This window comes from Novosphingobium sp. GW835-FHT14H07 (assembly GCF_058793515.1).
The window spans coordinates 1-25847 of the sequence record NZ_JBXAFX010000036.1 but is presented as its reverse complement, the minus strand read 5'-3'; the positions used below and the strand labels follow the sequence as shown (position 1 = coordinate 25847).

The 25847-nt window shown below is 66.0% G+C and carries 26 protein-coding genes and 1 pseudogene; 18 read left to right on the top strand and 9 right to left on the bottom strand.

The window, feature by feature from the left end; translation table 11 throughout:
* Positions 1 to 51 precede the first annotated feature (51 nt).
* The gene (locus tag AC1Q5P_RS20030; RefSeq protein WP_492519869.1) at positions 52 to 2943 is read left to right on the top strand and encodes a Tn3 family transposase; all 2892 of its coding nucleotides are present in this window, start codon (positions 52 to 54) and stop codon (positions 2941 to 2943) included.
* Positions 2944 to 2970: 27 nt separating this feature from the next.
* Here AC1Q5P_RS20030 and AC1Q5P_RS20025 read toward each other — a convergent pair.
* From AC1Q5P_RS20025 to AC1Q5P_RS19995, 7 genes and pseudogenes are all read right to left on the bottom strand, one after another.
* Positions 2971 to 4656, bottom strand: a pseudogene (locus AC1Q5P_RS20025) (efflux RND transporter permease subunit); the annotation flags it as partial.
* Positions 4653 to 6149 carry an efflux RND transporter periplasmic adaptor subunit gene (locus tag AC1Q5P_RS20020; RefSeq protein WP_492519868.1) on the bottom strand — a complete coding sequence of 499 codons (1497 nt, stop codon included), beginning with the start codon at positions 6147 to 6149 and terminating at the stop codon, positions 4653 to 4655. The gene AC1Q5P_RS20020 and the pseudogene AC1Q5P_RS20025, both read right to left, overlap by 4 nt.
* Entirely contained in the window at positions 6146 to 7408 is a 1263-nt protein-coding gene (locus tag AC1Q5P_RS20015; RefSeq protein WP_492519867.1) for a TolC family protein, read from the bottom strand. The genes AC1Q5P_RS20020 and AC1Q5P_RS20015 overlap by 4 nt, the downstream gene beginning before the upstream one ends.
* Before the next feature lie 62 nt (positions 7409 to 7470).
* Positions 7471 to 7728, bottom strand: coding sequence for a hypothetical protein (locus AC1Q5P_RS20010; protein ID WP_492519866.1), 258 nt, complete (start codon positions 7726 to 7728; stop codon positions 7471 to 7473).
* A gap of 76 nt (positions 7729 to 7804) precedes the next feature.
* Positions 7805 to 8167, bottom strand: coding sequence for a hypothetical protein (locus AC1Q5P_RS20005; protein WP_492519865.1), 363 nt, complete (start codon positions 8165 to 8167; stop codon positions 7805 to 7807).
* 51 nt (positions 8168 to 8218) lie between these two features.
* Positions 8219 to 8656: a DUF411 domain-containing protein gene (locus AC1Q5P_RS20000; RefSeq protein ID WP_066708094.1), complete on the bottom strand. Its 438-nt coding sequence runs from the start codon at positions 8654 to 8656 to the stop codon at positions 8219 to 8221.
* Positions 8657 to 8683: 27 nt separating this feature from the next.
* A complete protein-coding gene (locus tag AC1Q5P_RS19995; protein WP_492519864.1) occupies positions 8684 to 9073 on the bottom strand; it encodes a DUF305 domain-containing protein in 390 nt (129 codons plus the stop codon).
* Between the two features lie 362 nt (positions 9074 to 9435).
* On the opposite strand from AC1Q5P_RS19995, the gene AC1Q5P_RS19990 reads away from it, so the two are divergent.
* The 16 genes from AC1Q5P_RS19990 (at position 9436) to AC1Q5P_RS19915 (ending at position 23217) form a co-directional block, all read left to right on the top strand.
* Positions 9436 to 9792: a hypothetical protein gene (locus AC1Q5P_RS19990; RefSeq protein ID WP_174525800.1), complete on the top strand. Its 357-nt coding sequence runs from the start codon at positions 9436 to 9438 to the stop codon at positions 9790 to 9792.
* Positions 9793 to 9936: 144 nt separating this feature from the next.
* Positions 9937 to 10416, top strand: coding sequence for a heavy metal-responsive transcriptional regulator (locus AC1Q5P_RS19985; protein ID WP_004213016.1), 480 nt, complete (start codon positions 9937 to 9939; stop codon positions 10414 to 10416).
* Positions 10413 to 10634, top strand: a complete 222-nt coding sequence (locus AC1Q5P_RS19980) for a hypothetical protein (RefSeq protein WP_004212658.1) — start codon at positions 10413 to 10415, stop codon at positions 10632 to 10634. The genes AC1Q5P_RS19985 and AC1Q5P_RS19980 overlap by 4 nt, the downstream gene beginning before the upstream one ends.
* A gap of 60 nt (positions 10635 to 10694) precedes the next feature.
* Positions 10695 to 11015, top strand: coding sequence for a hypothetical protein (locus AC1Q5P_RS19975; protein WP_009824017.1), 321 nt, complete (start codon positions 10695 to 10697; stop codon positions 11013 to 11015).
* A 23-nt stretch (positions 11016 to 11038) separates the two neighbouring features.
* The gene (locus AC1Q5P_RS19970; protein WP_492519863.1) at positions 11039 to 12949 is read left to right on the top strand and encodes a 2Fe-2S iron-sulfur cluster-binding protein; all 1911 of its coding nucleotides are present in this window, start codon (positions 11039 to 11041) and stop codon (positions 12947 to 12949) included.
* Positions 12949 to 13677, top strand: a complete 729-nt coding sequence (locus AC1Q5P_RS19965; RefSeq protein ID WP_492519862.1) for a hypothetical protein — start codon at positions 12949 to 12951, stop codon at positions 13675 to 13677. The genes AC1Q5P_RS19970 and AC1Q5P_RS19965 overlap by 1 nt, the downstream gene beginning before the upstream one ends.
* The gene (locus tag AC1Q5P_RS19960) at positions 13674 to 14396 is read left to right on the top strand and encodes a cytochrome C (protein ID WP_492519861.1); all 723 of its coding nucleotides are present in this window, start codon (positions 13674 to 13676) and stop codon (positions 14394 to 14396) included. Before AC1Q5P_RS19965 ends, AC1Q5P_RS19960 begins: the two co-directional genes overlap by 4 nt.
* Positions 14383 to 14826 carry a DUF1622 domain-containing protein gene (locus AC1Q5P_RS19955; RefSeq protein ID WP_492519860.1) on the top strand — a complete coding sequence of 148 codons (444 nt, stop codon included), beginning with the start codon at positions 14383 to 14385 and terminating at the stop codon, positions 14824 to 14826. Before AC1Q5P_RS19960 ends, AC1Q5P_RS19955 begins: the two co-directional genes overlap by 14 nt.
* A 14-nt stretch (positions 14827 to 14840) precedes the next feature.
* Positions 14841 to 15281 carry a four-helix bundle copper-binding protein gene (locus AC1Q5P_RS19950; protein WP_492519859.1) on the top strand — a complete coding sequence of 147 codons (441 nt, stop codon included), beginning with the start codon at positions 14841 to 14843 and terminating at the stop codon, positions 15279 to 15281.
* 131 nt (positions 15282 to 15412) lie between these two features.
* Positions 15413 to 15703 carry a hypothetical protein gene (locus AC1Q5P_RS19945; RefSeq protein ID WP_492519858.1) on the top strand — a complete coding sequence of 97 codons (291 nt, stop codon included), beginning with the start codon at positions 15413 to 15415 and terminating at the stop codon, positions 15701 to 15703.
* A gap of 320 nt (positions 15704 to 16023) precedes the next feature.
* Positions 16024 to 16422, top strand: coding sequence for a hypothetical protein (locus AC1Q5P_RS19940; RefSeq protein WP_492519857.1), 399 nt, complete (start codon positions 16024 to 16026; stop codon positions 16420 to 16422).
* 269 nt (positions 16423 to 16691) lie between these two features.
* Complete coding sequence (locus AC1Q5P_RS19935; protein WP_492519856.1) at positions 16692 to 18212, top strand: aldehyde dehydrogenase family protein; 1521 nt, start codon at positions 16692 to 16694, stop codon at positions 18210 to 18212.
* 26 nt (positions 18213 to 18238) lie between these two features.
* The gene (gene adhP, locus AC1Q5P_RS19930; RefSeq protein WP_492519855.1) at positions 18239 to 19264 is read left to right on the top strand and encodes an alcohol dehydrogenase AdhP; all 1026 of its coding nucleotides are present in this window, start codon (positions 18239 to 18241) and stop codon (positions 19262 to 19264) included.
* 25 nt (positions 19265 to 19289) lie between these two features.
* Entirely contained in the window at positions 19290 to 20996 is a 1707-nt protein-coding gene (locus AC1Q5P_RS19925; RefSeq protein ID WP_015449263.1) for a copper resistance system multicopper oxidase, read from the top strand.
* Positions 20993 to 21979 carry a copper resistance protein B gene (locus AC1Q5P_RS19920; protein ID WP_492519854.1) on the top strand — a complete coding sequence of 329 codons (987 nt, stop codon included), beginning with the start codon at positions 20993 to 20995 and terminating at the stop codon, positions 21977 to 21979. Before AC1Q5P_RS19925 ends, AC1Q5P_RS19920 begins: the two co-directional genes overlap by 4 nt.
* Positions 21973 to 23217, top strand: a complete 1245-nt coding sequence (locus AC1Q5P_RS19915; protein ID WP_492519853.1) for an MFS transporter — start codon at positions 21973 to 21975, stop codon at positions 23215 to 23217. Before AC1Q5P_RS19920 ends, AC1Q5P_RS19915 begins: the two co-directional genes overlap by 7 nt.
* 93 nt (positions 23218 to 23310) lie before the next feature.
* Here the strand turns inward: AC1Q5P_RS19915 and AC1Q5P_RS19910 are convergent, their stop codons facing one another.
* Complete coding sequence (locus AC1Q5P_RS19910; RefSeq protein ID WP_492519877.1) at positions 23311 to 24087, bottom strand: PepSY domain-containing protein; 777 nt, start codon at positions 24085 to 24087, stop codon at positions 23311 to 23313.
* Positions 24084 to 24788, bottom strand: a complete 705-nt coding sequence (locus AC1Q5P_RS19905) for a hypothetical protein (RefSeq protein WP_492519852.1) — start codon at positions 24786 to 24788, stop codon at positions 24084 to 24086. Before AC1Q5P_RS19905 ends, AC1Q5P_RS19910 begins: the two co-directional genes overlap by 4 nt.
* Before the next feature lie 403 nt (positions 24789 to 25191).
* Between AC1Q5P_RS19905 and AC1Q5P_RS19900 the strand changes: the two genes are divergently transcribed.
* Positions 25192 to 25629 carry a DUF411 domain-containing protein gene (locus AC1Q5P_RS19900; RefSeq protein WP_492519851.1) on the top strand — a complete coding sequence of 146 codons (438 nt, stop codon included), beginning with the start codon at positions 25192 to 25194 and terminating at the stop codon, positions 25627 to 25629.
* The last annotated feature ends 218 nt before the right edge of the window (positions 25630 to 25847 follow it).

Sequence of the window (25847 nt, the reverse complement as noted above, 5' to 3'; positions counted from 1 at the left end):
ATCTCAATCAAGCTATCTCAAACCGTAGCTCGGAAAGAATAAGGAGCATGTATGCCGCGTCGCGTGACCCTGACCGATCGACAGCGCGAGGCGCTGCTTCACTTGCCGGTCGATCAAGGTGAGCTGCTGCGGCACTATACCCTCAGCGATGAGGATCTCGGGCATATCCGCCAGCGCCGGCGCGCCCACAATCGTTTTGGCTTCGCGCTGCAACTGTGCGTCCTGCGCTACCCGGGCCGGGTGCTCGCTCCTGGCGAGTTGATCCCGGCGCAGGTATCGGATTTCATCGCGGCCCAGCTCGGCCTGACCAGCGACGATCTACTCCTCTATGCCGCGCGCGAGGAGACCCGGCACGAGCATCTGGCGGACCTTCGCCGAATCTACGGCTATCGCTCCTTTTCGGGGCGGGGCGCACGGGATTTGCGCGAATGGATCGCTCGGGAAGCCGAGGCGGCGACATCGAATGAGGATCTTGCCCGTCGCTTCGTTGCGGAGTGTCGCCGCACCCGCACGATCCTTCCCGGCTCCTCGACGATCGAGCGCCTTTGCGCCGATGCGCTGGTTGAGGCCGAGCGCCGGATCGAGGATCTTATCGCCCATCGCATCACGCCAACCCTGAGCGAGAATTTGGCTCACCTGTTGGAGGATACGGTGGATGGTCGCGTCACGCGCTTCGTATGGCTGCGACAGTTCGAGGTTGGCGCAAATTCAGCAGCCGCTAACCGGCTGATGGATCGACTGGAATATCTTCAAAGGTTCGATCTTCCGGCGGATTTGCTGGACGGCGTGCCGGCGCATCGTGTGACCCGGCTTCGCCGGCAGGGCGAGCGCTATTACGCCGACGGCATGCGTGATCTGCCCGAAGACAGGCGGCTTGCGATCCTCGCTGTCTGCACCCTGGAATGGCGGTCATCGCTGGCCGATGTCATCGTGGAGGCCCACGATCGCATCGTAGGCCGTCTCTATCGGGCCTCCGAACGCCTTTGCAACACCAGGATCGCCGACGAAAAGGCGGCCGTTCGGGACACGCTGAAGTCCTTTGCCGAAATCGGTGGTGCTTTGCTTGGAGCGCAGGACGATGGCACGGCCCTGGACGGGATAATCGCCACCGGGCCTGGCTGGGAACGGTTCAGAACCCTTGTCGCCACGGCCTCCGCGCTGACCAACGTGCTCGCGGCCGACCCGCTCAGCCGTGTGCTGGACGGCTATCACCGGTTCCGCCTCTACGCGCCCAGGATGCTGCGCCTGCTCGACATGCAGGCGGCGCCGATCGCCACGTCTCTTCTGGCGGCCGTTGCGATGCTGCGTAACGGGATCAAGGTCGATCCGCCGGTGGATTTTCTACGTCCCAACTCGAAATGGCATCGTCATCTTCGCGCTGAGCCCAGCGGCGACCACCGGCTTTGGGAAATCGCGGTGCTGTTCCACATCCGCGACGCCTTCCGGTCCGGTGACATATGGTTGGCGGGATCGCGCCGCTATGGCGACCTCAAGCAGCTTCTGGTCCCGCCACAGGCGATAGAGCAGACCGCGCGGCTCGCCGTGCCGCTGCGACCCGGCGAATGGCTGGCCGAGCGCAGGGCTCGACTGGATACACGGCTGAAGGAGTTTGGCCGCGCGGCGCGAACCGGCACGATCCCAGGCGGCATCATCGAGAACGGCAAGCTGCACATCGACAAGCTGAGGGCCGACACGCCCGAAGGGGCCGAGGATCTCGTGCTCGATCTCTATCAACAGCTCCCGCCCGCGAGGATCACCGATCTGTTGCTGGAAGTCGATGAGCGAACCGGATTTTCCGAGGCGTTCACGCATCTGCGCACCGGCGCGCCCTGCAGCGACCGGATCGGCCTGATGAACGTGTTGCTGGCGGAAGGCGTCAATCTCGGTTTGCGCAAGATGGCGGCGGCGACCAACACGCACAGCTTCTGGGAATTGCTGCGGATCGCGCGCTGGCATGTCGAAGGCAGCGCCTATGATCGGGCGCTCGCCATGATCGTGGAGGCCCACGCCGCCCTGCCCATGGCCGCCTTCTGGGGACAAGGGCAATCGGCATCCAGCGACGGGCAGTTCTTCCTTGCTACCGAGCAGGGCGAGGCGATGAATCTGATCAACGCGAAATATGGCAACGTCCCGGGCCTCAAGGGATACAGCCATGTGTCCGATCAATATGCGCCGTTCGCAACCCAGGTGATCCCGGCAACGGTCAGCGAGGCTCCCTATATCCTGGACGGGCTGCTCATGAATGACGCGGGCCGCCGCGTTCGCCAGCATTTTGCCGACACGGGCGGCTTCACCGATCATGTGTTCGCCGCCTGCGCCTTGCTCGGCTACAGGTTCGCCCCCCGTATCCGCGATCTCCCTCAGAAAAGACTCTATGCCTTCACGCCCAACGCGACGCCGGCCAATGTGCGAGCGCTGGTCGGAGGTAAGATCAATGAACCGCTCATCGAGCGCAACTGGCCCGACATCCTGCGCATCATGGCGACGATCGCAGCGGGGATCGTCGCCCCCAGCCAGATTCTTCGCAAGCTCGCCTCTTACCCGCGCCAGAATGAGCTGGCCCTCGCATTGCGAGAGGTGGGCCGCATCGAGCGAACCCTGTTCATGATCGACTGGATTCTTGATGCCGGCCTCCAGCGCCAGGCTCAGATCGGCCTCAACAAGGGTGAGGCCCACCACGCCCTAAAGCGCGCCATCAGCTTCCACCGCCGAGGTGAAATCCGGGATCGATCCGGCGAAGGCCAGCACTATCGCATCGCCGGAATGAACCTGCTCGCCGCCATCATCATATTCTGGAACACCATGAAGCTCGGCGAGGTCGTCAATACCCGGGCCGCCAGCGGTACCCATATCGCGCCTGATCTACTCGCCCACGTCTCGCCGTTGGGATGGGAACACATCAATCTAACCGGGGAATATCGCTGGCCCAAATCCTTAGCGTAGGATTCCGCCCCCTCCTGCAAACGCCCCCATGAACTCGCCGCCGAGCCGGCTGAGCGGCCAGGCCGTGGTGGCGAACACCAGAGCCGCGATCAGCAGCACTGCCTTGGGCCGCTTCATCGTCCAGTCGATCGCGGGCCGGTAGATATTGGTGAGCCAGCGATTGACCGGATTGGCCTGCTCGGCCGGAATGCGGCCCCGGATCAGCCAGCCCATCAGGATCGGCACCAGGGTCACCGACAGGATCGCGGCCGCGCCCATCGCATAGGTCTTGGTGAAGGCGAGCGGCGCGAACAGCCGGCCTTCCTGCGCCTCCAGGGTGAAGACCGGAATGAACGACAGCGTGATGATCAGCAGGCTGAAGAACAGCGCCGGCCCGACCTCGGCCGCCGCCTCGGTGACGACGATCCAGCGCATCTCGCCATCGAGATGTCTGTCCGGGTGATCCTGCTCCCAGCGTTCGATCCTCTTGTGGGCGTTCTCGATCATGACGACCGCCGCATCCACCATCGCGCCGATGGCGATGGCGATGCCGCCCAGCGACATGATGTTGGCGTTCACCCCCTGGAACCGCATTACGACGAACGCGGCCAGCACACCGAGCGGCAAGGTCAGGATCGCGACCAGCGCCGAGCGGACGTGCCAGAGGAACAGGGCGCAGACCAATGCGACGACGATGAACTCCTCGACCAGCTTGCGGGTGAGGTTCTCGACCGCGCGATCGATCAGCTGCGAGCGGTCATAGACCGTGACCACCTCGACGCCCGGCGGCAGGCTTTTCCTGAGATCGGCGAGCTTGTCCTTGACCGCCGCGATGGTCTCACGGGCGTTCTTGCCTGACCGAAGAATAACGACGCCGCCGGCGACCTCGCCTTCGCCGTTCAGTTCGGCGATGCCGCGCCGCATCTCGGGGCCGATCTGGATCGTGGCGACATCGCCGAGCCGGACGGGCACGCCGCCCGCCGCAGTCTTGAGCGGGATTGCCCGAAAATCGTCGAGCGTTTTCAGATAGCCCGAGGCGCGGACCATATATTCGGCCTCGGCCATTTCCAGCACCGAGCCGCCGGCTTCCTGATTGGCTTGGCTGATCGCCTGCACTGCCTGGGCGTGGGTTACGCCGTAGGCCGCGAGCTTCACCGGATCGAGCAGCACCTGGTACTGCTTGACCATGCCGCCGATGCTGGCGACTTCGGCGACGCCGGTCACGGTCTTCAGCTCGTAGCGCAGGAACCAGTCCTGCAACCCGCGAAGCTGCGAGAGATCGTGCCGGCCGGTGCGGTCGACCAGCGCATATTCATAGACCCAGCCAACGCCGGTCGCGTCCGGCCCGAGCGCGCTGCGGGCGCTGGCCGGCAACCGACCCTGGACCTGGTTGAGATATTCGAGCACGCGGCTGCGCGCCCAGTAGAGATCGGTGCCGTCCTCGAAGATCACATAGACGAAGCTATCGCCGAAGAAGGAATAGCCGCGCACCGTCTTGGCGCCGGGCACCGACAGCATGGTGGTGGTGAGCGGATAGGTGATCTGGTTCTCGACGATCTGCGGCGCCTGACCCGGATAGGAAGTGCGGATCACGACCTGCACGTCGGAAAGATCGGGCAGCGCGTCGATCGGGGTCGAGCGCACCGCCCACAGACCCGCGCCGACCAGCGCGAGCATGCCGAGCACGACGAAGAAGCGGTTCCTCACCGACCAGCGGATGAGATGGGCGATCACTGGCCCGCCACCTTGGTCATGCGCCGCACGGTCGGCCCCGCCGGTGGCTGGTCGAAGCCGAAGCGCACGCGGTCCCCGGTCTTGAAGCCGCGTACGATGCCGGGATCGGGCAGCGCGAAGGTCATCGTCATCGCCGGCCAGCCGAGCGCGGGGACCGGCTCGTGGCTGAGCGTCACCGAACCGGGAGCAATCCGCTCGATCCTTCCGACGGTTTCGTAGAGCGCGGGCCTGGATGCGGGCTTGGTGGCATTCGCCGGCGCACCGCCGCCGATGGGCCGCGCCTCGATTCCCGAAAGGCTCGCTTCCGAATCGATCAGGAACTGGCCGGAGGCAACGACCTTCTGGCCGGGGGCGAGGCCCGCGAGCACTTCGGTCTGGCCGCCCGCATCGCGGCCGATCCGGACCTCGGCGGGATGGTAGCGCCCGTCGCCAGCCGCGAGCATGACGAGCGTTCGCTTGCCGGTGCGGATCACCGCTTCGCTCGGCACCAGCAGGGCGGATCGGGCATTGCCCCCGAGCGCCACGCTCGCGAACATGCCGGGCCGCAACCGGCCGCCACGGTTGGGCAGCTCGATCCGGACGGTGAGCGTCCGGCTGTCGGCCTGCGTCGTCGGCAGGATCGCGATCACCCGGCCGGCGAAGCTCTCGCCCGGAAAGCCGGTCAGGGTTGCGCTGGCGCTCTGGCCGATGCGGACTTCGCCCGCCCGCGCCTCGGGCACCGCGGCGTTGAGCCAGACGGTGCCGAGGCCGTTCACCTGGGCGAGCGTCTGGCCCATGCCGAGCGTCACGCCGGCCCGGGCGTCGAGCGTCTGGATCACCCCGGAGATCGGCGTCGTGATCGTCACCGTGCCGCCCGGCCGGCCGCTCCGCTCGACGCTGGCGATGAGGCCGTCGGACATGCCCATCAAGCGCAGGCGCTGGCGCGCGGCGGCGGTGAGATCGGGCTTGCCGAGCCGCTTGACGCTCAGGAACTCGGTCTGCGCGCCGCCCCACTCGGGCAGCAGCAGGTCGACGATCGGGGCGCCGGCGCGGACCACGTCACCCGGCGCGCGGGCATAGACACGGCTTACGAACCCGCCCGAGCGCGCCTGGATGATCGCGATGTCGCGCTGGTTGAAATCGACCGTGCCGGTGACTTCCAGCGTGCTCGCAAGGCTGCCCATGCGGGCCTCGGCCACGCGCAGGCCGAGGCTCTGGCGCGCGGAGGGATCGACCGTCACCCCGGGCGCCGCGCCGGCACTTTCGCCGTCGGCATATCTGGGCACAAGCTGCATATCCATGAACGGCGACTTGCCGGGCTTGTCGAACTTCTGGTTGGGAAACATCGGGTCGTACCAGTAGAGCACCTTGCCCGAGCCTGTGCCCGCCTCGCCGGACGCGGCGGCCTGCGGTTGCGGCGACCTGTGGCCCGCCCAATAGCCCGCGCCACCGGCGGCCAGCGCTACGACAAGGATCGATGCGCCCCAGCGCACTGTGTCCGACTTGAGCGTCATGGCCGCTCCTCCCCATAAGTGATGTTGATACGGACCGCGTCGCGCGCGACATCGGCCTCGCGGTTGAGCGTTTCGACCTCGGCCTCGGTGAGCGCCAGGGTCGAGAGCAGCGCGGTTCCCAGGTCGAGCTTGCCCGCGGCATAGCTGTCGCGGTCGAGCTCGGCGCGATGCCTGGCGAGGGGCACCAGCGTCTCGCGGGCATTGCGCAACCGGGAGAGATGCATGGCATGGTCTGCGAGATCGGCGTCGAGTTGCGCCACCAGCTCGTGGCGGATCGCCTCGCGGTCGAACCGACCCCCTTGCACAAGGCTCTCGCTGGCAGCGATCCTGGGATTCTGGCGCTTGCCGGCGAACAGCGGCAGGTCGATCGACACGCCGACCGAGGCCATGTCGCCGTACATGGGATCGCGCCGGCCATAGGTGACGCCGACCTTCCAGTCGGGGCGCTTGTCGGCGCGCGCGAGACGCACGTCCGCTTCAGCGACTGCGATCCGCGCGTCCTGCGCGCGCAGGGCCGGAAGCGCATCGATGCCGGCCCGCAGCCGGATCGGATCGACTTCGAGCATCGGCGGGTCGCCCGTCGCCTGCGGGTCGGGGTCGCCGGTATAGCGCGCGAGCCGGGCCCGGGCCTGCGCCACCACCGCAGCCATCTCGGCGCGGCGATCGGCGATGGCGGCGCGGAGCTGGTCGGGCTCGAGCGCCTGGCTCGGGCGCGCGCTGCCCGACGCCAGGCGTGCGGTCACGGTCTTCTGCAGGTCGTCGAGACCGGCATCGAGCAGGTCGAGCTGCCGGAGCCGGCGTTCGCCATAATAGAGATCGACCCAGGCGAGGGCCGTCTCGAGCCGCACGTTGCGGCCTTCGACCAGCTCGCCCGCCTCGGCGACACCGATATCGGCCGCGGCGCGCGCGGCGCGTGCATGGCGCTTGGCGAGATTGGGGAAGGTCTGGCTGAACCCGATCGTCGCCATGGTGAAATCGTCGCGCGTGAAGCTGCCGGCATTGGGGCCGCTCACCGGGAAGTTCTGCAGGCCCAGGTCGAGCGTCGGATCGGGCAGGCGATCGGCCGCGACCGCCGACGAGCGGGCGCCGGCTGTCGCCGCCGCGCGCGCCTTGAGGCTCGGCGCGTTGGCGGCAGCGAGTCTCAGCGCCTGCTCGTAGGTGAGCGGGTCGGCTGACACCGGCACGGCCCAGGCGCTCGCAAGCGTCGCACCGAGCGACAGCAACAGGCGTCGCATAGCGCGCCTCGCCATCATGATCATGGATATTATCCCCTCATGACAGAGGCGGCGCGCCAACATGTGACGCGCCGCTCCGGAGTGGGTTAGCCCTTGTCCGACCTGACTGCGCCGCGCATGCAGCCGGCGGCGCTTGCCTGCATCATCGCGCAATCGCAGCTGGCCATGTCCCGGCTCTGGGGCACCCATATGCGGACACGCGCAGGGCCGGTCGCCCGCGGACCATATTGCGGCGCCGGCCGCCATTCCCAATGGCCCTGCGGCGTGCGGCTCGCGTCGGTTGCAAGCGCAGGCGCGGCGAGACCGACGGCCGCCACAAGGGCGGCCGGAAGTATTTTGATCATCACGAAACCTTTGACTGAAAAGAAGGAAACCGGGCGCGCACGCATTGATCGATGCGCGCAGCCCGTGCTCGTTCAATCAGGCAAGGCTGGTGGGAGGATCCGGCTCGGGCACAACCGCCTTGCCAGTCAATATCGTATCGGTCGTCCAGAAGCTGGGCGCGTCGTAGAGACGCGCAGGCGCAATGCCGCCTGTCAGGTCAGCTGCGACCAGCGGGATCACGCACCCCATCGCAGCGATGCAATCGAGCGTCAGGCCCTTGCAAGGCTTTTCGCTGGGCGCAGGATGCTGCTTGGCCATCATCGCCATGCAGTCCGCATCCATGCCCTTGGCCAGCGGCGCGCCTGCCGCCTCAGGCACGCTGTGCGCGGCCGCCATCTGGGCTCCGAAGAGACCGGACAGCGCTCCGATGACGAGCAGAAGCGAGAGCAGGCGTTTCACGAACGACTATTCTAGCGCGCTGGCACCGAAGTTACAAATGGAGCTTTCCCCTCAGTGCCTTGCGAACACGCGCTGGCCAGACGGGCCGAATGCTACCACCTGATAGGACTGTGCCGGCTGACTGGGGATCTCCATGCCCGGTGATCCCAAAGGCATTCCCGCAACGGCAAGGCCAGCCACCCCGCGCGGGCGCACTGCCAGAACCCGCTTGATGTCATTGATGGGCACATGCCCCTCGAACACCATGCCGTCGATCACGGCGGTGTGGCAGGAGGCGAGACGCAGCGGCACACCATGCGAGCGCTGGAAGGAAGATCGCGAGCGGTCGTCGACGATCGTGACGGAACGCTTGAACTGTGCGCGGATCTGCGCGGCCCACTTTTCGCAGCAGCCACAGCCGGGATCGCGATGCACGAGGATCGGCGTCGCAGAGCTGGCCGCTGTCGCCATGAAGATGGCGGCCAGCGCCGCGATCGCCTGCTTCTTCATCTTTCGAATCTCAAGTTCCTGCTTCGGTCACTGTGTCCGCTTGCCATGCTCACGCAGCCAGGCTTGCAGTTCGTCGATTTCGCGTCGCTGTTCGGCAGAGCTCTTGGTGGCCATGTCGCGAACCTTGGCGTCGCGCGTTTCGCGGAGCACGATCTGTGACATGGCGATCGCGCCGCGGTGATGCTCGATCATCTTGCGGACCCAGGTCTCCGTCGCATCGGTGCCAACGGCCGACATCATCTTACGATGCATCTCCATTTCGGCAGGCGGGTATGGATTGGCGGGTGTCGGTTTCATCATGCCCGTGTCGGAGTGGCCCATCTTGCCATGATCCATGCCGTGCATGGCCTCCTGGGCGAGGACCGGGCCGGCGGCCAGCAGTAAGAGGGGAGCGAACGCCATTCCTGATCTTTTCATCATCGTCTCCTTTGTTGCCCCTAGGTAATACGCACCGTGAAGGCGGGGCCCTCACGGTTGGGGGGAAACGGCGTAACCCACCACATCTGCAAAAGGTGCCCGGAACCAAGTGGGCGCACCCGGACAGATCAGTTGCAACCAATGCTGGACGACGCCCACCGAGGAGGCGGCAGGTGCCATCCGTTTGGCGAGGTACGGACAAATCAACGACGGTCCCGGGGGATCTACTCAAACCGACAGTCGCTGCGAACACTACGTATACCGAGCTTGGACCAGGGACCATACTCCTGAAGGCGAAGAAACAAAGTCTTCCCCTCGAGAGATCGAGCGGCAGTGTTCAACACTTCTCAGAGGAGTCCAAGATGATCAAGAAATCCATCATGGTTGCGCTCGCCGGCATCTCGATGCTCGCAGCGGTCCCTTCATTCGCTCAGGGTATCGGACATACCTTCTTCATGCGCGGCTCGATCGTTGACACGGGCAGCAACGGCACGGTCGTCTGCATCGGCAAGGCCGATGGCGCCGAGGTCGGCCAGAAGCTCGAGGTCTATCGCGTTGTGACCCATCCGGGTCCGTCCAAAGGCGTGGCGCCGACTTATCACCGCCAGCTCATCGGCCATGTGACGATCGATCATATCTTCGATGATCACTTCGCGCACGTGTCCGTCGCCGACGGCACGCCTGCCAAGCACGACATCGTCGAGCTTCGCAAGAACTGACGAGCCGGCGGCCCGGCGGCACAAGCTGCCCTGACGCGAGACGTCGGGGCAGCGGGCTGGCGGCGGCAACGGACCGTTCGGGGTCAAAGCGAACCGCTTGACCCTGGACCATGGTCCAACCGGCATGATGATCGAGCGGATGACATGGGCAATTTCAAGATCGGCGAACTGGCCGCCGCTGCGGGCGTGGGCCGCGACACGATCCGCTATTATGAGCGGATGGGTTTGCTGCGCGAACCCGCGCGCACGGCGGCGGGCTACAGGCTCTACGACGCGACCGACCTCGAGCGCGTCAATTTCATCCGCTCGGCGCAGGAGCTTGGCTTCACACTCGAACAGGCCCGGCAGTTGCTGGCGCTCAGGGCGTCGGACACCGCGCATGCCCAGGCCGTGCTCGATATCACGCTTGCCAAGATCGCGGACGCCGAAGCCCGGCTCGAGCGCCTGTCGGATATCCGCGACATGCTGCGGATGCTCGCTGACGAATGCCCGGGCGAAGTGCCCGTCTCCGATTGCCCGATCCTCGCCTTCCTGACGGCGCGGCGGAAAGACCAACAGCATAACAAGAAACATCAGGCAGCGCAGGACGAACGATCATCACTAGCGAAAGGGCTTTTGTCATGAAGAAAATGCGTTTGATCGCCGTCCTCACGCCGGCGCTGCTTCTAGGCGCCTGTGTAACCACGCGGCCGACCTCGGCGCAGGTCGAGAGTTGCCGGGCGATGGAGGGCAATATGGGTCTCCAGACGCCGCATGATCATGGCGAGATGAAGGGGCAGGGGCGCAACCCGATGAACCTCTCGCACGACCGGTGCCTACAGATCCTGCGCAGCGCGCAATGAGCCGGTCCGGGCGCCATCCCCGGCGCCCGGGACCACAGTTTTCAAGCCAAGGAGCAAGCTATGATCGACCATGCGAAAAAAGCCCTTCCGCTTGTCGGCGGAAGCCTGTTGCTGGCGCTCGCGCTTTCGGGCTGCGACCGCCAGGCCGACCAGACGGTGCCGCCCGCGGCGAACAGCGTCGCCGCCACCCCGGTCCTGACCGACAGCGGCAACGCTGCAGACGCGGCGTCGATGGACGCGATGAGCAACCAGGCCGAGATGGAGCGGCATCACCGTCAGGCGATGGACCATGACGCGATGCGCGCCGGGGCCGGCAACCAGACCGCGCCGGCACCCGATCCCGCGCCGGGCAATTCGGCGATGCCGATGAAGGATATGTAAGCGCGCTGAAAAAGGGGATGAGGATGTCCAGGCGGATCAGCCTTCGACGCTTGAGCCTCGGCTGCGCAATCGCTCTCAGCCTGTCCGCGGGCGCGGGCGCGCAGGAGGGCGAGGATCATGCCGCGCATCATGGCGCAGGCATGCCGGCCGGCGGGGGCATGTCCGCACCGGCATCGTCGGGGTCGTCGGACATGGCGAAGATGATGAACCCCATGATGGATCGCATGATCAATGGGGAAGGGGAGAATGAGCACGGCCACGAATCGCGCCGGACCGGCTTCATCTCGCAACTGCTCGCCTTTCCCGCGCTCGACGAAGCGGCAAGGCAGCGGGTCGCTGCGCAGGCTGGCGAACGGGTAAGCACGGGCCTAGCGATGATCAACGCCGCCTCGGCCGACGGCGCGCGTGCAACCACGGTCTCGGCCCGGCTCGATGCGGCGCGCCGCCTGCGCGAGGGAACCGACCTGTTCCGGTCCGGCACCGCCGCGCAGGGCGCGATCGGCGGCTTGCAGCCGCCCCGGGAGGTCGGGCTTGCCTGGCTGCGCGATCAGCTCGACATCGACCAGGCCGCGCCCGGCCATGCCGATCACTGGTTCGGCATCTCGCCCTCGCACCTGCTTCTCATGCTCTTCCTGGGGCTGGTGAGCGCCACGCTGATCGCGCTGCAGATCTTCCGCCTCCGGCGGATCGAGGCGATCGCCGGTGGTGTCCCCACCGGCAAGACATTGACAAAGCCGGAGCCGAAGGCTGCCCAGCCCGCTACCAGGGTTGCGCCCGCGCCTGCCCCCGTTGCCGACAGCGCCGGGCTCGCGCCGAGCAATGCGGCCGCGCCCGCTGGGGCTTCGCTGCGCAAGCCCAAAAGCTGGGCGGGGCAGCTGCGCGTGGTCCAGATCGTGCGAGAGACGCCGAGCGTGCTGACCTTCCGGCTCGCGGACCCGGCCGCCGACCGGCTGCCGTTCGACTTCCTGCCGGGCCAGTTCCTGCAGGTCGAGGTAGAGCCCGAAGCGGGCAAGACCGCGCGCCGTTCCTACACGATCGCCTCTTCGCCGACCCAGCGGGCCTATGTCGAACTGACGGTCAAGCGCGAGGAGCAGGGCGTGGTCTCGCGATACCTGCACGACAAGGTCGTCGCCGACGATCTGCTGAAGGTCAGCGGACCGTTCGGCGCCTTCACCTTCACGGGAACGGATGCCCAGAGCATCGTGCTGATCGCGGGCGGGGTCGGCATCACCCCGATGATGTCGGTGCTGCGCTATCTCACCGACACCGCGTGGAAGGGTGATATCTTCTTCTTCTACGGCGCACGGTCGACCGAGGAATTCGTGTTCCGCGACGAGCTCGAGCGGCTCGAACGCCGTTTTCCCAACCTCCATGTCGTCGCCGCGATGCAGCGCGCGCCCGGCACCGTCTGGATGGGCCCCGAAGGGCCGATCACGCGCGAGATGATCCTGGCCGCGGTGCCGGAGATCGCGAGCCGGCGGATCCATATGTGCGGCCCGCCGGCGATGATGGGGGCTATGCGCAGTGTGCTGGCGGAACTGGGCGTCCCCGAAGCGCAGGTGCACACCGAGGCGTTCGGTCCCGCCTCGCTGCCGACCGACCCCGAGGATCTCGAGGTCAAGCCCGCGCCCCCGCCAGCGGATAAGCCGGCCCCGAGCGCCGAGGTGGCGCCGAGCACGGTGACCTTCTCCGTGTCGGGGGTGTCGGCGGCCTTGCCCGCGGACGAGACCGTGCTGGAGGCGGCCGAGGGCGCGGGCGTCGAGATCCCCTATGCATGCCGTGCGGGCACATGCGGCGCCTGCGTGGTCAAGCTGCTGCAGGGCGAAGTGACGATGGAGGTCGAATCCGGCCTTGCGCCCGCCGACAAGGCGCAAGGCTATGTGCTCGCGTGCCAGGCGAAGGGGACGGGCACGCCGCTCGTGGTCGAAGCCTGATGCGCGAACGCAGCGACATTGCCGTGGGCCTGCTGGTCGCGTTCCTGCTGCTGTTCCCGTTCGGCTATCTCGTGCACGTGTCGCCCCGCTTTCCGGGTAGCCTGGCCGGCGGGATCATCGGGATCGCAGCGCTCGTGCTGATGCTGCTGACGCTTCCTTATGTCGCGGCCAAGCACATCGCCTGGGTCGACAAGGCGCTCTCCCGGGTCGTCAGCAAGCCAACCCTGCTCGCCATCCACATCTATGCCGGCGTGCTGGCGCCGATCCTGGGTCTGGTCCACGCCGCGCACAAGCTCGAAAGCCCGGTCGGCCTGCTTCTGACTATCCTCCTTCTGATGACGGTCATCACCGGCTTCATCGGCCGCTACCTGCTTGCCCAGCTTGGTCGGGCGCTGCGCGGACGCAGGTCAGAACTGGCCTCGCTTCGCGCCGCCTTCCTCGAGGAGCCGGCGGCGCCGACGCAGGCCGATACCGCAGCCCCGCCGCTGTCGGGCTGGAAGCGCTATCTGTTCGTCGCCGGGGATGCGTCCGCGGGCCAGCGCCCCCAGGACAAGGCGGGGATCGCCGCAGCGCTGGCCGATACCGAATTCGCGATCCGCGCCGAAGAGGCGACCAACACCCTGTTCGTGCGATGGCGGATCCTGCACATCCTGCTGGGCTGTCTCATCTTCGCGCTGCTCGCGCTCCATGTCGGCGCGGCGCTCTATTACGGGCTGCGCTGGCTATGAGCTGGCAGCGTCTTTCCTACGCCGTCTTCATCGCAGCCCTGCTGGTGATGGTCGCCGCGGTCGCAATCCGGATGCGATCGGACGCGCCGAGGGATGCCGGCCTGGTGGCGCAGCTCGTCTCGCCCGGCCCGCTCTCGAGCGCGCACCAGTCCTTCGCCGGCCAATGCACGGCCTGCCACACGCCGGGCAAGGGCGTCGAAACCCGGACCTGTCTCACCTGCCATGCGGGCACGGATTTCGGGACGAAGCAGTCGACGCAGTTCCATGCGAAAGCGACGCAGTGCACCTCCTGCCACGTCGAACATGAGGGAGAGCGCGGCATCATCCGCATGGATCACGCCGCCTTGCTCGACATGGCGAAGTGGCGGCAGCCTTTGGCGGGCATGTCGACAAACACTCGAAGCCTGACCCCCGAGACCGCGCTCAATTGCGCGAGCTGCCATGCGTTCCGCGATCCGCACCAGGGCCTTTTCGGCACCGACTGCGCGAGCTGTCACAAGACCGACAGCTGGCAGATCGCCAATTACCGCCATCCATCGGTCAATTCGACGCAGTGCGCCGAGTGCCACAAGGCGCCGCCCAGTCACTTCATGGAGCATTTCAGCATGGTCTCGCAGCGCGCAGCCGGATCGAAGGCGCGCGTCGACCAATGCTATGCCTGTCACGCCACCGACAGCTTCAACAATATCCGCAAGCGAGGCTGGTATGATCACCATTGAGGCCGACTGGCTGAGCGCCTTCTTCCGGCTCGCGGTGATCGGCCTGGAACTGGCGGGCACGCTGACCATCCTGGTCGGCGCGGGGCTCGCAACCTTTCTGTTTGCGCGGCGGGCGAGGGCGGGCGACCGGACCGAGGCCTATAGCGCGTTCCGCTCGGCGCTCGGCCGCAGCATCCTGCTCGGCCTCGAATTTCTGGTCGCCGGCGACATCGTCAAGTCGCTGGTGATCAACCCGACGCTCGACGATCTCATCGTTCTGGCCGGGCTTGTGCTGGTGCGGACCCTCCTGAGCATCTCGCTCGGGGTCGAGATCAACGGCCACTGGCCCTGGGAGGAAACCCGGATGGCGCGGGACAAGGCGCGTGCGGCGCCGGATGGGTCGCCGACGACGGCTGAGGCCGCCGGATGCGGCACAGCGCTCAAGGGATAGCAGATGGGAGGTGCATGATGATCGAGAGACGCGAATTGCTGATGGCGGGCGCCGGCCTTGCCGCCGCTGGAACGCTGGCTGCGCCGGCGGCGGCGGCGCAGCAGCGAATGGACGGGATGGCGATGTCGATGACGGACTGCATCGACGATTGCCTCGCGTCTCACCGCATGTGCCTGGAGACCGCCGCCTGGCTGACCAAGCAAGGCGGCGCGTCAGCCACGGCGTCGCTGATCGCCATGCTGAACGACTGCGCGGAGCTATGCCAGGCGACCGCCAACTCGATGCTGCGGGACTCTGCCCTGCACGGTATCCTCTGCCGCGCCTGCGCCGATTCTTGTCAGCGCTGCGCCGAGGAATGCGTACGCCATCGCGCGGACCAGCGGATCGCGCGTTGCTCGGCCACCTGCAAGAAATGCGCGGCGAGCTGCCGGATGATGGTGGACATGGCCAACTAACCACCCGCTTCGCACATTACGTATACTGCCGGGTCGGGACCGATACCATCTGGAGGGCAAGCTCCCGCGGGAGCGAGAATCGACCGGGGCTGAGCCCGGCCGAACGGAAACCAGACTCGAAGGACTCGATAGTGCGCAAGAAAACCCTCATCATCACTTCCCTCGCAGCCCTTAGCCTCCTTGCCGTCGGCGCTGGGCCAGTTCTTGCCGACGGGATGCCACCGGGCATGCCTGACCTCGAGGAGACGCTCAAATCGAAGCCGGCGCTCGCCCGCCCCGATATGAACGATATGAACGGCATGCGGCACGGCGAGGAGAGGATGCACGGTGAGATGATGCAGGACCGTCCGATGGCCATGCGGGAAACGCGGCGACAGGACGGCGTCTCCACCATGTCCCACCGGTCGAACGGGGGCTGCTGACCCTGCAGTCCTTGCGGATCCGATGATGAGGTCAATGGACCGAAAGATCATGGTCTCGTCGACCGAAGCCCTGGCCCGCCGCCGCCCGGCGGGCCATTCGCCTTTCTGGCCGGGCCAAGCCGGGACAATCGGGCACGGTCCGGCTTGTTGACGGATCCTGGGCCAGTCCGATCCGTCGCCTTGCGCACGTCCACAGCCGGTCCGATCCGGATTCGTAACTTACGTATACAGACCAGGCCTGGCGGGCGGCATTGATGCTTCGCAGGTGCCGGGATCGCGATGTGGATCGGGCAGCAGCAAAGACTTTCGGAGACTCTTCAATGCGACAGACCACAGTTCTCACGGCGACCGTCAGCCTCGTCGCGGCACTGACCTTCGGTGCCGGCCCCGCGCTCGCCCAATCGACCCCCGCGCCCGCGCAGCCCAAGCCGGCACCGGCCCATGCCCACCAGCAGGGCATGGATCATGGCGGACAGCAGATGCACGACCAGATGATGCAGGATCACCAGGCTGGAATGCAGAAGCCGCAGGGCAAACCGGACCAACCGGGCCAGCAGGGCATGTCTGGAATGAGCGGAATGTCTGGTGGAACGAACGGATCGGGCATGGCCGCAAAACCGAAGGGTGGCTGTTGCAAGATGCCGATGAAAAAGGCCAAGCCGGCCGCGAAGAAGAAGCCAGCCAAGCCGATGGCCGACAAGCCAATGAGCGACATGTGACGTTTCAGCCCCGAGAACAGACCCCAGGGGCTGAGGGCCCGCCGTCGCCCCCGCGGCGGGCCAGTTCTCCGGCAATGCCCAGCGAAAAACACCGGGCGAGCGGTGCCCAAACATTCATCGGGTCGATGCTTGCGCGTCGGCTCCTTTGGTGTGTCGGGGACTTCGCCTTGCCACATCTATGCCAGGGCACCGCCTGCGGAACTTACTTATAGGCCGGACAGCCGAAGCGATTACTCCGACACGCCATCGATAGAGATGGAGTTCAGGCGATGTTCGAGAAGGCGATCGGGACCATCAATGCAGCGGCGTCCTTCCGACACCGCTATGATAATTTCATCGGTGGTCGATGGAGTGCTCCTGCGAGCGGCGAGTATTTCGCGGACACGAGCCCGATCAATGGCGCCCAGATAGCCGAGTTCGCGCTGTCGACGCCGGAAGATGTCGAGCGCGCGCTCGATGCGGCGCACGCCGCCAGGGATCAATGGGCAAGGATCGCGCCCGCCGAGCGCGCCAGGATTCTCAATCGCGTCGCCGACCGGCTCGAGGATAATCTGGAGTTGCTGGCACTTGCCGAGACGATCGACAACGGCAAGCCGATCCGCGAGACCCGCGCTGCCGACGTGCCGCTTGCGATCGACCATTTCCGCTACTTCGCCGGCTGCATCCGGGCGGAGGAAGGCGGCATCTCGACGATCGATGCGGACACCATCGCCTATCATTTCCGCGAGCCGCTCGGCGTCGTTGGCCAGATCATCCCGTGGAACTTCCCGCTGCTGATGGCGGCGTGGAAGATCGCGCCGGCGCTGGCGGCGGGCAACTGCACCGTCATCAAGCCCGCATCCCAGACGCCGCTCACCTTGTTGATGTTCGCCGAGCTCACCGCCGACATCCTGCCGCCCGGCGTGCTCAATGTCGTCACCGGCCCGGGACGGACCGTCGGCCAGGCGATCGCCGCCAATCCGCGCATCGCCAAGGTCTCGTTCACCGGCGAGACCGTCACCGGCAAGCAGATCATGCACGCGGCTGCCGACCATCTGATCCCCCAGACGATGGAGCTTGGCGGCAAGTCGCCCAACATCTTCATGGCGGACGTGCTCGACGAGGACGATGCCTTCTTCGACAAGGCGCTCGAAGGCTTTACTTTGTTCGCGTTCAACAAGGGCGAGGTCTGCACCTGCCCGTCGCGCGCGCTGATCCATGAGTCGATCTTCGACCGCTTCATCGAGCGCGCCGTGGCGCGCGTCGCCGCGATCCGCCAGGGCGATCCGCTCGACCCCTCGGTCCAGGTCGGCGCGCAGGCGTCGGAGGACCAGCTCCACAAGATCCTGGGCTATATCGATATCGGCAAGGCCGAGGGCGCGCAGTGTCTGGTCGGTGGCGCCAGGGCGCTGCCGGGCGGTGCGCTGGACCAGGGCTATTTCGTGCAGCCGACCGTGTTCGTGGGTCAGAACCACATGCGCATCTTCCAGGAGGAGATCTTCGGTCCCGTCCTGTCGGTCACCACGTTCAAGACGGTCGAGGAGGCGATCGCACTTGCCAACGACACCGCCTACGGTCTTGGCGCGGGCGTCTGGACCCGGAGCGGCAACACCGCCTACCGGCTCGGCCGCGCGATCGAGGCCGGGCGGGTCTGGACCAACTGCTATCATCAGTACCCCGCCCATGCCGCCTTCGGCGGATACAAGGCGTCGGGCTTCGGGCGTGAAAATCACCGGATGATGCTCGACCATTATCAGCAGACCAAGAACCTGCTCGTCTCCTATGACGAGCACGCGCTCGGCCTGTTCTGACCCCTCGCTCAAAAGGAGAAACGGACATGGCGAAAACCATGAAGGCGGCGGTCGTCCGCGAATTCGGCAAGCCCCTGGTCATCGAGGAGGCGCCGATCCCGGCGGTCGGCCCCGGGCAGATCCTGGTCAAGATTGCGGCAACCGGCGTGTGCCATACCGACCTGCACGCGGCAGAAGGAGACTGGCCGGTCAAGCCCAACCCGCCCTTCATTCCTGGCCATGAAGGCGTCGGGCATGTCGCCGCCGTCGGTGCAGGCGTCACCCATGTGAAGGAAGGCGACCGGGTCGGTGTGCCCTGGCTCTACACCGCCTGCGGGCACTGCGTGCATTGCCTGGGTGGCTGGGAGACGCTTTGCCACGAACAGCAGAACACCGGCTATTCGGTCAATGGCAGCTTTGCCGAATATGTCCTCGCCGATCCCAACTATGTTGGTCACCTTCCCGACAATGTCGACTTCCTCGACATTGCGCCGATCCTCTGCGCGGGCGTCACCGTCTACAAGGGATTGAAGGCCACCGAGGCCCGACCCGGCGAGTGGGTGGTCGTCTCCGGCATTGGCGGGCTCGGCCACATGGCGGTGCAATATGCCCGAGCCATGGGTCTCAATGTGGCCGCGGTCGACATCGACGATAGCAAGCTCGACTTCGCTACACGCCTTGGCGCCACACTGACGGTCAACGCGCGCAACGAGGACCCTTCGGCAGCGCTCAAGAAAGCCATTGGCGGCGCGCACGGGGCGCTGGTGACCGCCGTTTCGCCCAAGGCGTTCCAGCAGGCGCTCGGCATGGTCCGGCGCGGCGGCACGGTCGCGCTCAACGGCCTGCCGCCGGGCGACTTCCCGTTGTCGATCTTCGACACCGTGCTGAACGGCATTACCGTGCGCGGCTCGATCGTTGGCACGCGGCTCGATCTGCTCGAGGCACTGGCGTTCGCCGGCGAGGGCAAGGTCAAGGCCACGGTCCATGCGGACAGGCTCGAGAACATCAACGACGTCTTCTCCCGCATGCATCATGGCGACATCGAGGGCCGGATCGTCCTCGACCTCGCCTGAAGCCGACTTCGCGAAAGTACAGTTCATGTCTCCCTTACATATCCGGCCGATCGCGCGGCGCCGTTTCGTCCAGGGGCTGGCGATCGGCGGCGCGGTCGCCGGTTTCGCCCCGGCGCTTCTCGCGCGATCCGCACCAACCTTGCCCGCTGAGCTGAGCGGGACCGAGTTCGACCTCGAGATCGCCGAGCTGCCGGTCAACTTCACCGGCAAACGCCGTATCGCGACCGCCGTGAACGGCAGCGTGCCCGCGCCGGTCCTGCGCCTGCGCGAAGGCGACACGGTCACGCTGCGCGTACGCAACGGCCTCAAGGAGATGTCGAGCATCCATTGGCACGGCATCATCGTGCCGGCGGAGATGGACGGCGTGCCCGGCATCAGCTTTGCCGGCATCGCGCCGGGCGAGACCTTCACCTATCGCTTCGAGGTCCGCCAGAGCGGAACCTACTGGTATCACGCTCACACGCTCGCCGAGCAGACGGGACTCTATGGAGCGATCATCGTGGAGCCAAAACAGGTGCCGACGGCGCGGGCGCCCGATCGCGACTATTGCATCGTGCTCAGCGACTGGTCGGACGAGCCGCCGTTGCAGATCTTCCTCAATCTCAAGAAGCAGAGCAGCTACTATAATTTTGCGCAGCCGACCGCCGGCGATTTCCTCAAGGATGTCGGCACCATGGGCTTGGGCAAGGCGCTCGAGCGGCGGCGGATGTGGAACAGCTCGCGGATGAACCCGACCGACTACAGCGATGTCTCTGCCGCGACCTACACCTATCTGATGAACGGCGCGCCGCCCGCCGGCAACTGGACCGGTATCGCCGCGCCCGGCGAGCGCGTGCGCCTGCGCTTCGTCGGCGCGGGGACGGCGACGTTCTTCGACGTGCGGATCCCCGGGGTCGAGCTGACGGTCGTATCGACCGACGGGCAGCCGGTCGAGCCGGTCACGGTCGAGGAATTCCGGATCGGCCCGGGCGAGACCTACGACGTCGAGTTCACCATGCCCGAGGGCGGCGCCCGCACCATCTTCGCGCAGGCGATCGATCGGAGCGGCTATGCGCGTGGCACGATCGCACCGGCCCCGGGCATGGCGGCAGCCGTGCCGCCGCTCGATGCCCGGACCTGGCTCGAGCCGGTCGACATGATGGGCGCGATGGCGACGATGGGCGCAATGGGAGGCGACGCGCATGCCGGGCACGGCATGACCGAGATGCCGGCCAGGGCACGGCACGCCCGCACCGAATATGGCGCCAATACCGACATGCGCGTCGACTATCCGCGCACCAATCTCGACGATCCCGGCGCCGGGCTGCGCGGGCGCGGCTGGCGCGTGCTGACGCTGGCCGATCTGCGCACGCCGGGCGGCGATCCCGACCCGCGCGAGCCCGAGCGCGACATCGAGCTGCATCTGACGGGCAATATGGAACGGTTCATCTGGTCGCTCGACGGCATCAAGCTCAACGATTCCAGGCCGCTTCATTTCAAGCCAAACGAGCGGCTGCGCGTCACCTTCGTCAACGACACGATGATGGCGCATCCGATGCATCTGCACGGCATGTGGAGCGATGTCGAAGGCCCGGACGGCGCCTTCCAGGTCCGCAAGCATACGGTCGTGGTCCAGCCCGCCCAGCGGGTGAGCTTCCGCGTCACCGCCGACGCCATGGGCCGATGGGCCTTCCACTGCCATCTGCTCTATCACATGGCGGCCGGCATGTTCCGGGAGGTGGTGGTCGCATGATCCGGATTTTCCCCTCGCGCGGCATCGCTCTTGGCGCTGCCCTCTTCCTGGCGCCGGCGATCACGGCTCCCGCCCTCGCGCAGGATGCCTCGCCCCCGTCGCCCGCCGCCACCCCTGCCCAAACGGCCACTCCCGCTCAGCACACCCCTTCCGCGCAAGGCTCTCAGGACCATGCGGGCATGGACATGCCGGGCATGGATATGACCGACACGAAGGCGTCCGGTAACGGCGCCACGATGGACATGGGCTCGATGCAGGGTGGCAAGGCCCCGCCGGACGCGCGCAACTCGGACGATTATGCCGACGGCTATCGCAACTCGACGCTGCCGGGCTATGAGATGGCCGACAAGCTCTCGATCCCCAAGATACTTGTCGATGAGCTCGAATTCGCCAGCGGCAACGAGGGTCAGGGCGTGGGTTGGACCGTGCTCGTCACCAAGGGTCAGGACAATGACAAGCTCTGGCTGCGCAGCCAGGGCCTCAAGAACTCCCGCGACCAACGTCTCGATCCGGAGAGCAGCGTCGAGGCGCTGTGGTGGCACAGCAAGAACCCGTTCTGGGGCACGCTGCTCGGGGTCAGGCAGGATCTCGGCAAGGGCGCGACGACATGGCTGGCCGCCGGCGTCGAGGGACTGGCGCCTTATTGGTTCGACGTCCAGCTCACCGGCTATGTAGGAACCGATGGGCGTCTCGCGGCGCGCGCCAAGGCCTCCTATGAGGTCCTGTTCACCAATCGGTTGATCCTCACACCGCAGGTAGAGACCAATATCTATTCGAAGCGGTCGAGAGATCGGCAGCTTGGCAGCGGCTTCAGCAATGTCGAGCTGAGCGGACGGTTGCGCTACGAGGTGTCGCGCAAGTTCGCGCCCTATATCGGCTTCGTCTGGGAGCGTGCGTTCGACGGCACGGCGGACTTTCGTCGCCTGCGCGGGGAAGGGCCTTCCGAACACAGGCTGGTGATCGGCTTGCGCGCCTGGTGGTGATCCGCGGATGGCGACTCGAGGGATCGACCGCGAACGCGCCGCGTGACAAGGCTGGATCGCAAGCCCACGGTCGCTGGCCGGCCTCCTTTTTCGTCTTGTTGCTCGCGGCGGCTGCGGCGTCGGCGGGACAGACGGCCATTCTCGCCTTCCTTCCGACACTGGTCGACCCGGCTCGTGGCGCGCTTTCGTCAAGCGCTCATGATTTTCACGTCGCGAGCCTGACCGCGGTCCACCCCCTGGCAGCCTTGCTGGCGGCGCCGCTCTGGGGCTGGATCGCGGACCGGGTCGACTATCGGGCGATGTTGCGCGCAGCGCTGGTCATCCTCGCGCTGGTGACCGCGCCGATCGGCCTCGTCGGGCTGCCTGAGCTTTATGTATTGCGCCTGGTGACGGGGATGGCGGCGGCCGCCATCATACCGCTGGGATTGCTCTGCGCGAGCTTTGCCGCAAACGGGCGCGCGGACCAGGCGCGGCGCTTCACCTGGCTGACCGCCTTCGTGTTTCTGGGCGATCTGGCCGGTCCGCTGGTGGCGGAGGTCTCGGCCGCGATCCTGCCCCGCGCTCCCCTCATGATCCTCGCTCTCGGCATTGGTGCCGTCGGGGCGGCGCTTTGCGCCGTGCGTCTGCCGCGCTGGTGTGCACCCTGCATCGATGGCGGAGAGCTGCCCGCGCCGACGCTCGGCGCGACGCTGATCCTGCTTTTCGTCACGATCGTCGCGGGCGGCGGGCTGGCGGCGATGCATGTCAATCTCCTGGTGACGCGGAGCGCCGTTTCGCTGAGCCGCGAAGAGATCGCCTGGATGCTCAGTCTCTGCGGATTGGGCATGCTGGCGGCACAGATCTTCCATGCGAGGCTCGATTGGCTGGTGACCATGCCGAGGCGGCTTGCGGGGCTGACGCTCGGCCTGCTGGCTGCGGCGCTCTTCCTGTTCCCTGTCGCCGCGAGCATGGCCGAGCTCAGTGGCATCATCGTTGCTGCCGGCTGGAGCTCGGCAACGCTACGATTGGTCACCAGCTTCTGGATCAGCGGTGCGGCAGCCCCTTCCGGCGTGAAGCTCGGCCTCCAGCATTCCGCCGCCAGCATCGGGCAGGCGCTCGCGCCGCTGGCGATCGCTGTGGTCGCTACGGGGGCGCAGCCCCTTGTCCTGAAGGGGATTGGCGCTCTGTCGCTGACGCTGCTTGTGTCCCTGCCGCTTGCCTGGAGACGGCCGCCCGCGATCGGGAAGCTATCAGCGTGATGTGGGGCAGGCGGAGTCGGTTCTGCTGATGCGCCGTAGAACTTGGAGCTATAGGCGTTTCGTATCGAACGCCGGGCTCAGGGAGCATTCCAATCAGCTCGAAATATCGGCGGCATTCTCTGTCGAGACAGAGCGATTAGTTGGCGGCGGTCTGACGGACGCTTTGCGCCTGCGCCGCAACCATCGCACGTCGGCGCGGCCGAAGCTCTTGAACAGTAAATAGAAGCCTGTCCCCGACAGCCAGAGGGTGCCGAATGCGACAAAGATGATCAGCGGGTGATTGAAGCTGGCGCGATGCACATAGTCCATGTTGTGCAGCATCCAGAAGAAATCCCAGGTCCGCCACGTGTCGCCGCGCATGACCAGGAAACGGCCGGTATCGGCAGAGACATAGGCGCTGCTGTTCTCCACATCCGCGAAATCCAGTCGCCACATGGCGCCTTCATGCTCGCGCGCCTCCAGATTGGGACGGGTGAGCAGGGTCGCCTTGCGGATCGGCGCCTCATTCATCATCGTCGCGACGTCGCGCGCGACCTCCTCGTCGACCCGGAGGGGCGCGCCGCTCTTCGCGTCGAACAGTCGCGTGCCCGTGGTGTATCTAAGCTCGTAGACGGGGCGTGCGGCAAGGGACCGCAAGGCGATGCCGAGCACGGGACCGTCAAGAGCCAGATTTTCCGGCGCGATATAATCGCCTGGGGGTAGGGGGTGCTGATGGCTGGCCTGCGCGCTGTGTCCGCCGACCTTCTCCTGGTCGAGCAAGGCCATCATCGAGCCGCTGAGAGCCCAAAGGAGGAATTGTAAACCCAGGACCAGGCCGACCCATTTGTGGATGCGCCGGAAAAAAAGCGGGGTGAATCGGATTCTCTTCATGCCTTCTTCCTGCGCCGCGGGAACGACCAAAGCAGCAGCCATGCCCCGGACAGTGCCATGGCAAGGGCACTCCAGGTCGCCACGCGCAGCAGCGGATTGTTGACGTCGAAGCGATCGTCATAGTCCATGATGTGCAGCATCCACGCGAAATCGAACACGCGCCACAGCGCATGGCGGCGCGAGATCAGCTCACCGGTCTGCGGAGAGAGATACAGGGTTGGCCGGTTCCAGGCATCGAACTCGACCTGCCAGTAGGGAGGCTTGCGCGCCTGCATTTCCAGCGGCGCCCTCGTCAGCAGGCGGGTTGCGACGATGTCCCCCGTGCCGGTATAGACGCGCCGGGCGGCAGCGCGGATTTGTGCCTCGCTCAAATCGGGGATGGGCTGTCCCGAACCTGCATCGAAAAGCCGTGGACCTTCGGGTGTCTGCGCACGCCAGACCGGCTGATCCATGAACCGTTGCAGGCGGATCTCGGACGCGTCGGGGGCCGCTTGAACAATCCCCGCCGGCGGGACGACGCCGGCGAGCTCGATGGGGGTGACGACCGGTTTACGGATCAGATCGTCGCCATGGATGATGTCGATATGTACGGCCACCATATAGAAGCCGGTCAACGTCCAGAGCAGAACCTGGACGCCGACGATCAGGGCGAGCCACTTGTGCGTCCGGCGGATGAGCAAAGGCCAGCGAATTGTTGCCATGTACCTGCCTCTTGAATGCGGTTCGGAGTCCGGTGTTGAAGCGTTGCCCGAGTAGATCATGGGCGTTCGTGTCGATGTTGGAACTGGTATATTGCCTATGACAAGTTCTATCGGTTTTCACAGCGATCAGGCCGCTTGCGGCCTGACTTGTTGACTCTTCAGCTTTGAAAGCTGCTCTGCCTGCTCGAAGGATAGCGCCCTCTAGGAAATCGAAAACATCAGCAGCGGCGGCTCAAAGGGGGCGTGGCAGGTGTGGCCTTAAGCCCCAGATAGCCCGGCCAGGATCGCGGACTGAGGGGGGAGGGGCGGTCGCCATCGTGAAATCTTCAGCGTGATGAGGGGTAGGGGGCATCGATGCGTATAGATCATTAGGAACCCTATCGCATGCTTCCGGGAGCCGTTCATGAAGACCCGTCTTTCTGCCGCTTTGCTGTTCCTCGCCCTGCCCAGCGCAGCGCTTGCGGCGAATGATGTCGTCGTCCACCGGGACCCGGGTTGTGGATGCTGTGAGAAGTGGGCCCAGGCGCTTCGCGCGAAACTGGGCCGCAAGGTTGTCATGCGCGACGATGCGTCGCGCGGTGCGCTTCAGCGGAGGGCCGGCATGCCGGGCACGCTGGCATCCTGCCACAGCGCGATGGTTGATGGCTATCTGATCGAGGGCCATGTCCCGATCGCCGATATCAAGCGCCTGCTGGCAACCCGTCCTGCCGGCGTCAAAGGCATAGCGGTGGCGGGGATGCCGATCGGCTCGGAGGGCATGGAAGTGGCGGGGGCTGCCCGCCAACCCTATACGGTGGTGTCGTTCGGCAGCACCGGGCAGCATGTTTTCGCGCGGCACTGATGCTGAGCAAGCTCTCGATAATCCGAAATCCGACTTCGCCTGGCCGAACGACGTCGAGAGCAGGAGCGGCGCACGGCGCTTGCCCGACGCCGACCTTGCGTGAGCGTACTGCTGCTATCAAGGGAGATGAAATATCATCTCAATTTAGAGTCCTCTAGCAAGGAGGAACCCCTCCGACTTCAGTCGGATACTGGCTTCAGCCACAGACTCGCGTGCTA

Coding starts and splice junctions, on each gene's coding strand:
- AC1Q5P_RS20030 (WP_492519869.1), top strand. CDS start 52: ATGCCGCGTCGCGTGACCCTGACCGATCGACAGCGCGAGGCGCTGCTT.
- AC1Q5P_RS20020 (WP_492519868.1), bottom strand. CDS start 6,149: ATGACGCTCAAGTCGGACACAGTGCGCTGGGGCGCATCGATCCTTGTC.
- AC1Q5P_RS20015 (WP_492519867.1), bottom strand. CDS start 7,408: ATGATCATGATGGCGAGGCGCGCTATGCGACGCCTGTTGCTGTCGCTC.
- AC1Q5P_RS20010 (WP_492519866.1), bottom strand. CDS start 7,728: ATGATCAAAATACTTCCGGCCGCCCTTGTGGCGGCCGTCGGTCTCGCC.
- AC1Q5P_RS20000 (WP_066708094.1), bottom strand. CDS start 8,656: ATGAAGAAGCAGGCGATCGCGGCGCTGGCCGCCATCTTCATGGCGACA.
- AC1Q5P_RS19995 (WP_492519864.1), bottom strand. CDS start 9,073: ATGAAAAGATCAGGAATGGCGTTCGCTCCCCTCTTACTGCTGGCCGCC.
- AC1Q5P_RS19990 (WP_174525800.1), top strand. CDS start 9,436: ATGATCAAGAAATCCATCATGGTTGCGCTCGCCGGCATCTCGATGCTC.
- AC1Q5P_RS19985 (WP_004213016.1), top strand. CDS start 9,937: ATGGGCAATTTCAAGATCGGCGAACTGGCCGCCGCTGCGGGCGTGGGC.
- AC1Q5P_RS19980 (WP_004212658.1), top strand. CDS start 10,413: ATGAAGAAAATGCGTTTGATCGCCGTCCTCACGCCGGCGCTGCTTCTA.
- AC1Q5P_RS19975 (WP_009824017.1), top strand. CDS start 10,695: ATGATCGACCATGCGAAAAAAGCCCTTCCGCTTGTCGGCGGAAGCCTG.
- AC1Q5P_RS19970 (WP_492519863.1), top strand. CDS start 11,039: ATGTCCAGGCGGATCAGCCTTCGACGCTTGAGCCTCGGCTGCGCAATC.
- AC1Q5P_RS19965 (WP_492519862.1), top strand. CDS start 12,949: ATGCGCGAACGCAGCGACATTGCCGTGGGCCTGCTGGTCGCGTTCCTG.
- AC1Q5P_RS19960 (WP_492519861.1), top strand. CDS start 13,674: ATGAGCTGGCAGCGTCTTTCCTACGCCGTCTTCATCGCAGCCCTGCTG.
- AC1Q5P_RS19955 (WP_492519860.1), top strand. CDS start 14,383: ATGATCACCATTGAGGCCGACTGGCTGAGCGCCTTCTTCCGGCTCGCG.
- AC1Q5P_RS19950 (WP_492519859.1), top strand. CDS start 14,841: ATGATGATCGAGAGACGCGAATTGCTGATGGCGGGCGCCGGCCTTGCC.
- AC1Q5P_RS19940 (WP_492519857.1), top strand. CDS start 16,024: ATGCGACAGACCACAGTTCTCACGGCGACCGTCAGCCTCGTCGCGGCA.
- AC1Q5P_RS19935 (WP_492519856.1), top strand. CDS start 16,692: ATGTTCGAGAAGGCGATCGGGACCATCAATGCAGCGGCGTCCTTCCGA.
- adhP (WP_492519855.1), top strand. CDS start 18,239: ATGGCGAAAACCATGAAGGCGGCGGTCGTCCGCGAATTCGGCAAGCCC.
- AC1Q5P_RS19925 (WP_015449263.1), top strand. CDS start 19,290: ATGTCTCCCTTACATATCCGGCCGATCGCGCGGCGCCGTTTCGTCCAG.
- AC1Q5P_RS19920 (WP_492519854.1), top strand. CDS start 20,993: ATGATCCGGATTTTCCCCTCGCGCGGCATCGCTCTTGGCGCTGCCCTC.
- AC1Q5P_RS19910 (WP_492519877.1), bottom strand. CDS start 24,087: ATGAAGAGAATCCGATTCACCCCGCTTTTTTTCCGGCGCATCCACAAA.
- AC1Q5P_RS19905 (WP_492519852.1), bottom strand. CDS start 24,788: ATGGCAACAATTCGCTGGCCTTTGCTCATCCGCCGGACGCACAAGTGG.
- AC1Q5P_RS19900 (WP_492519851.1), top strand. CDS start 25,192: ATGAAGACCCGTCTTTCTGCCGCTTTGCTGTTCCTCGCCCTGCCCAGC.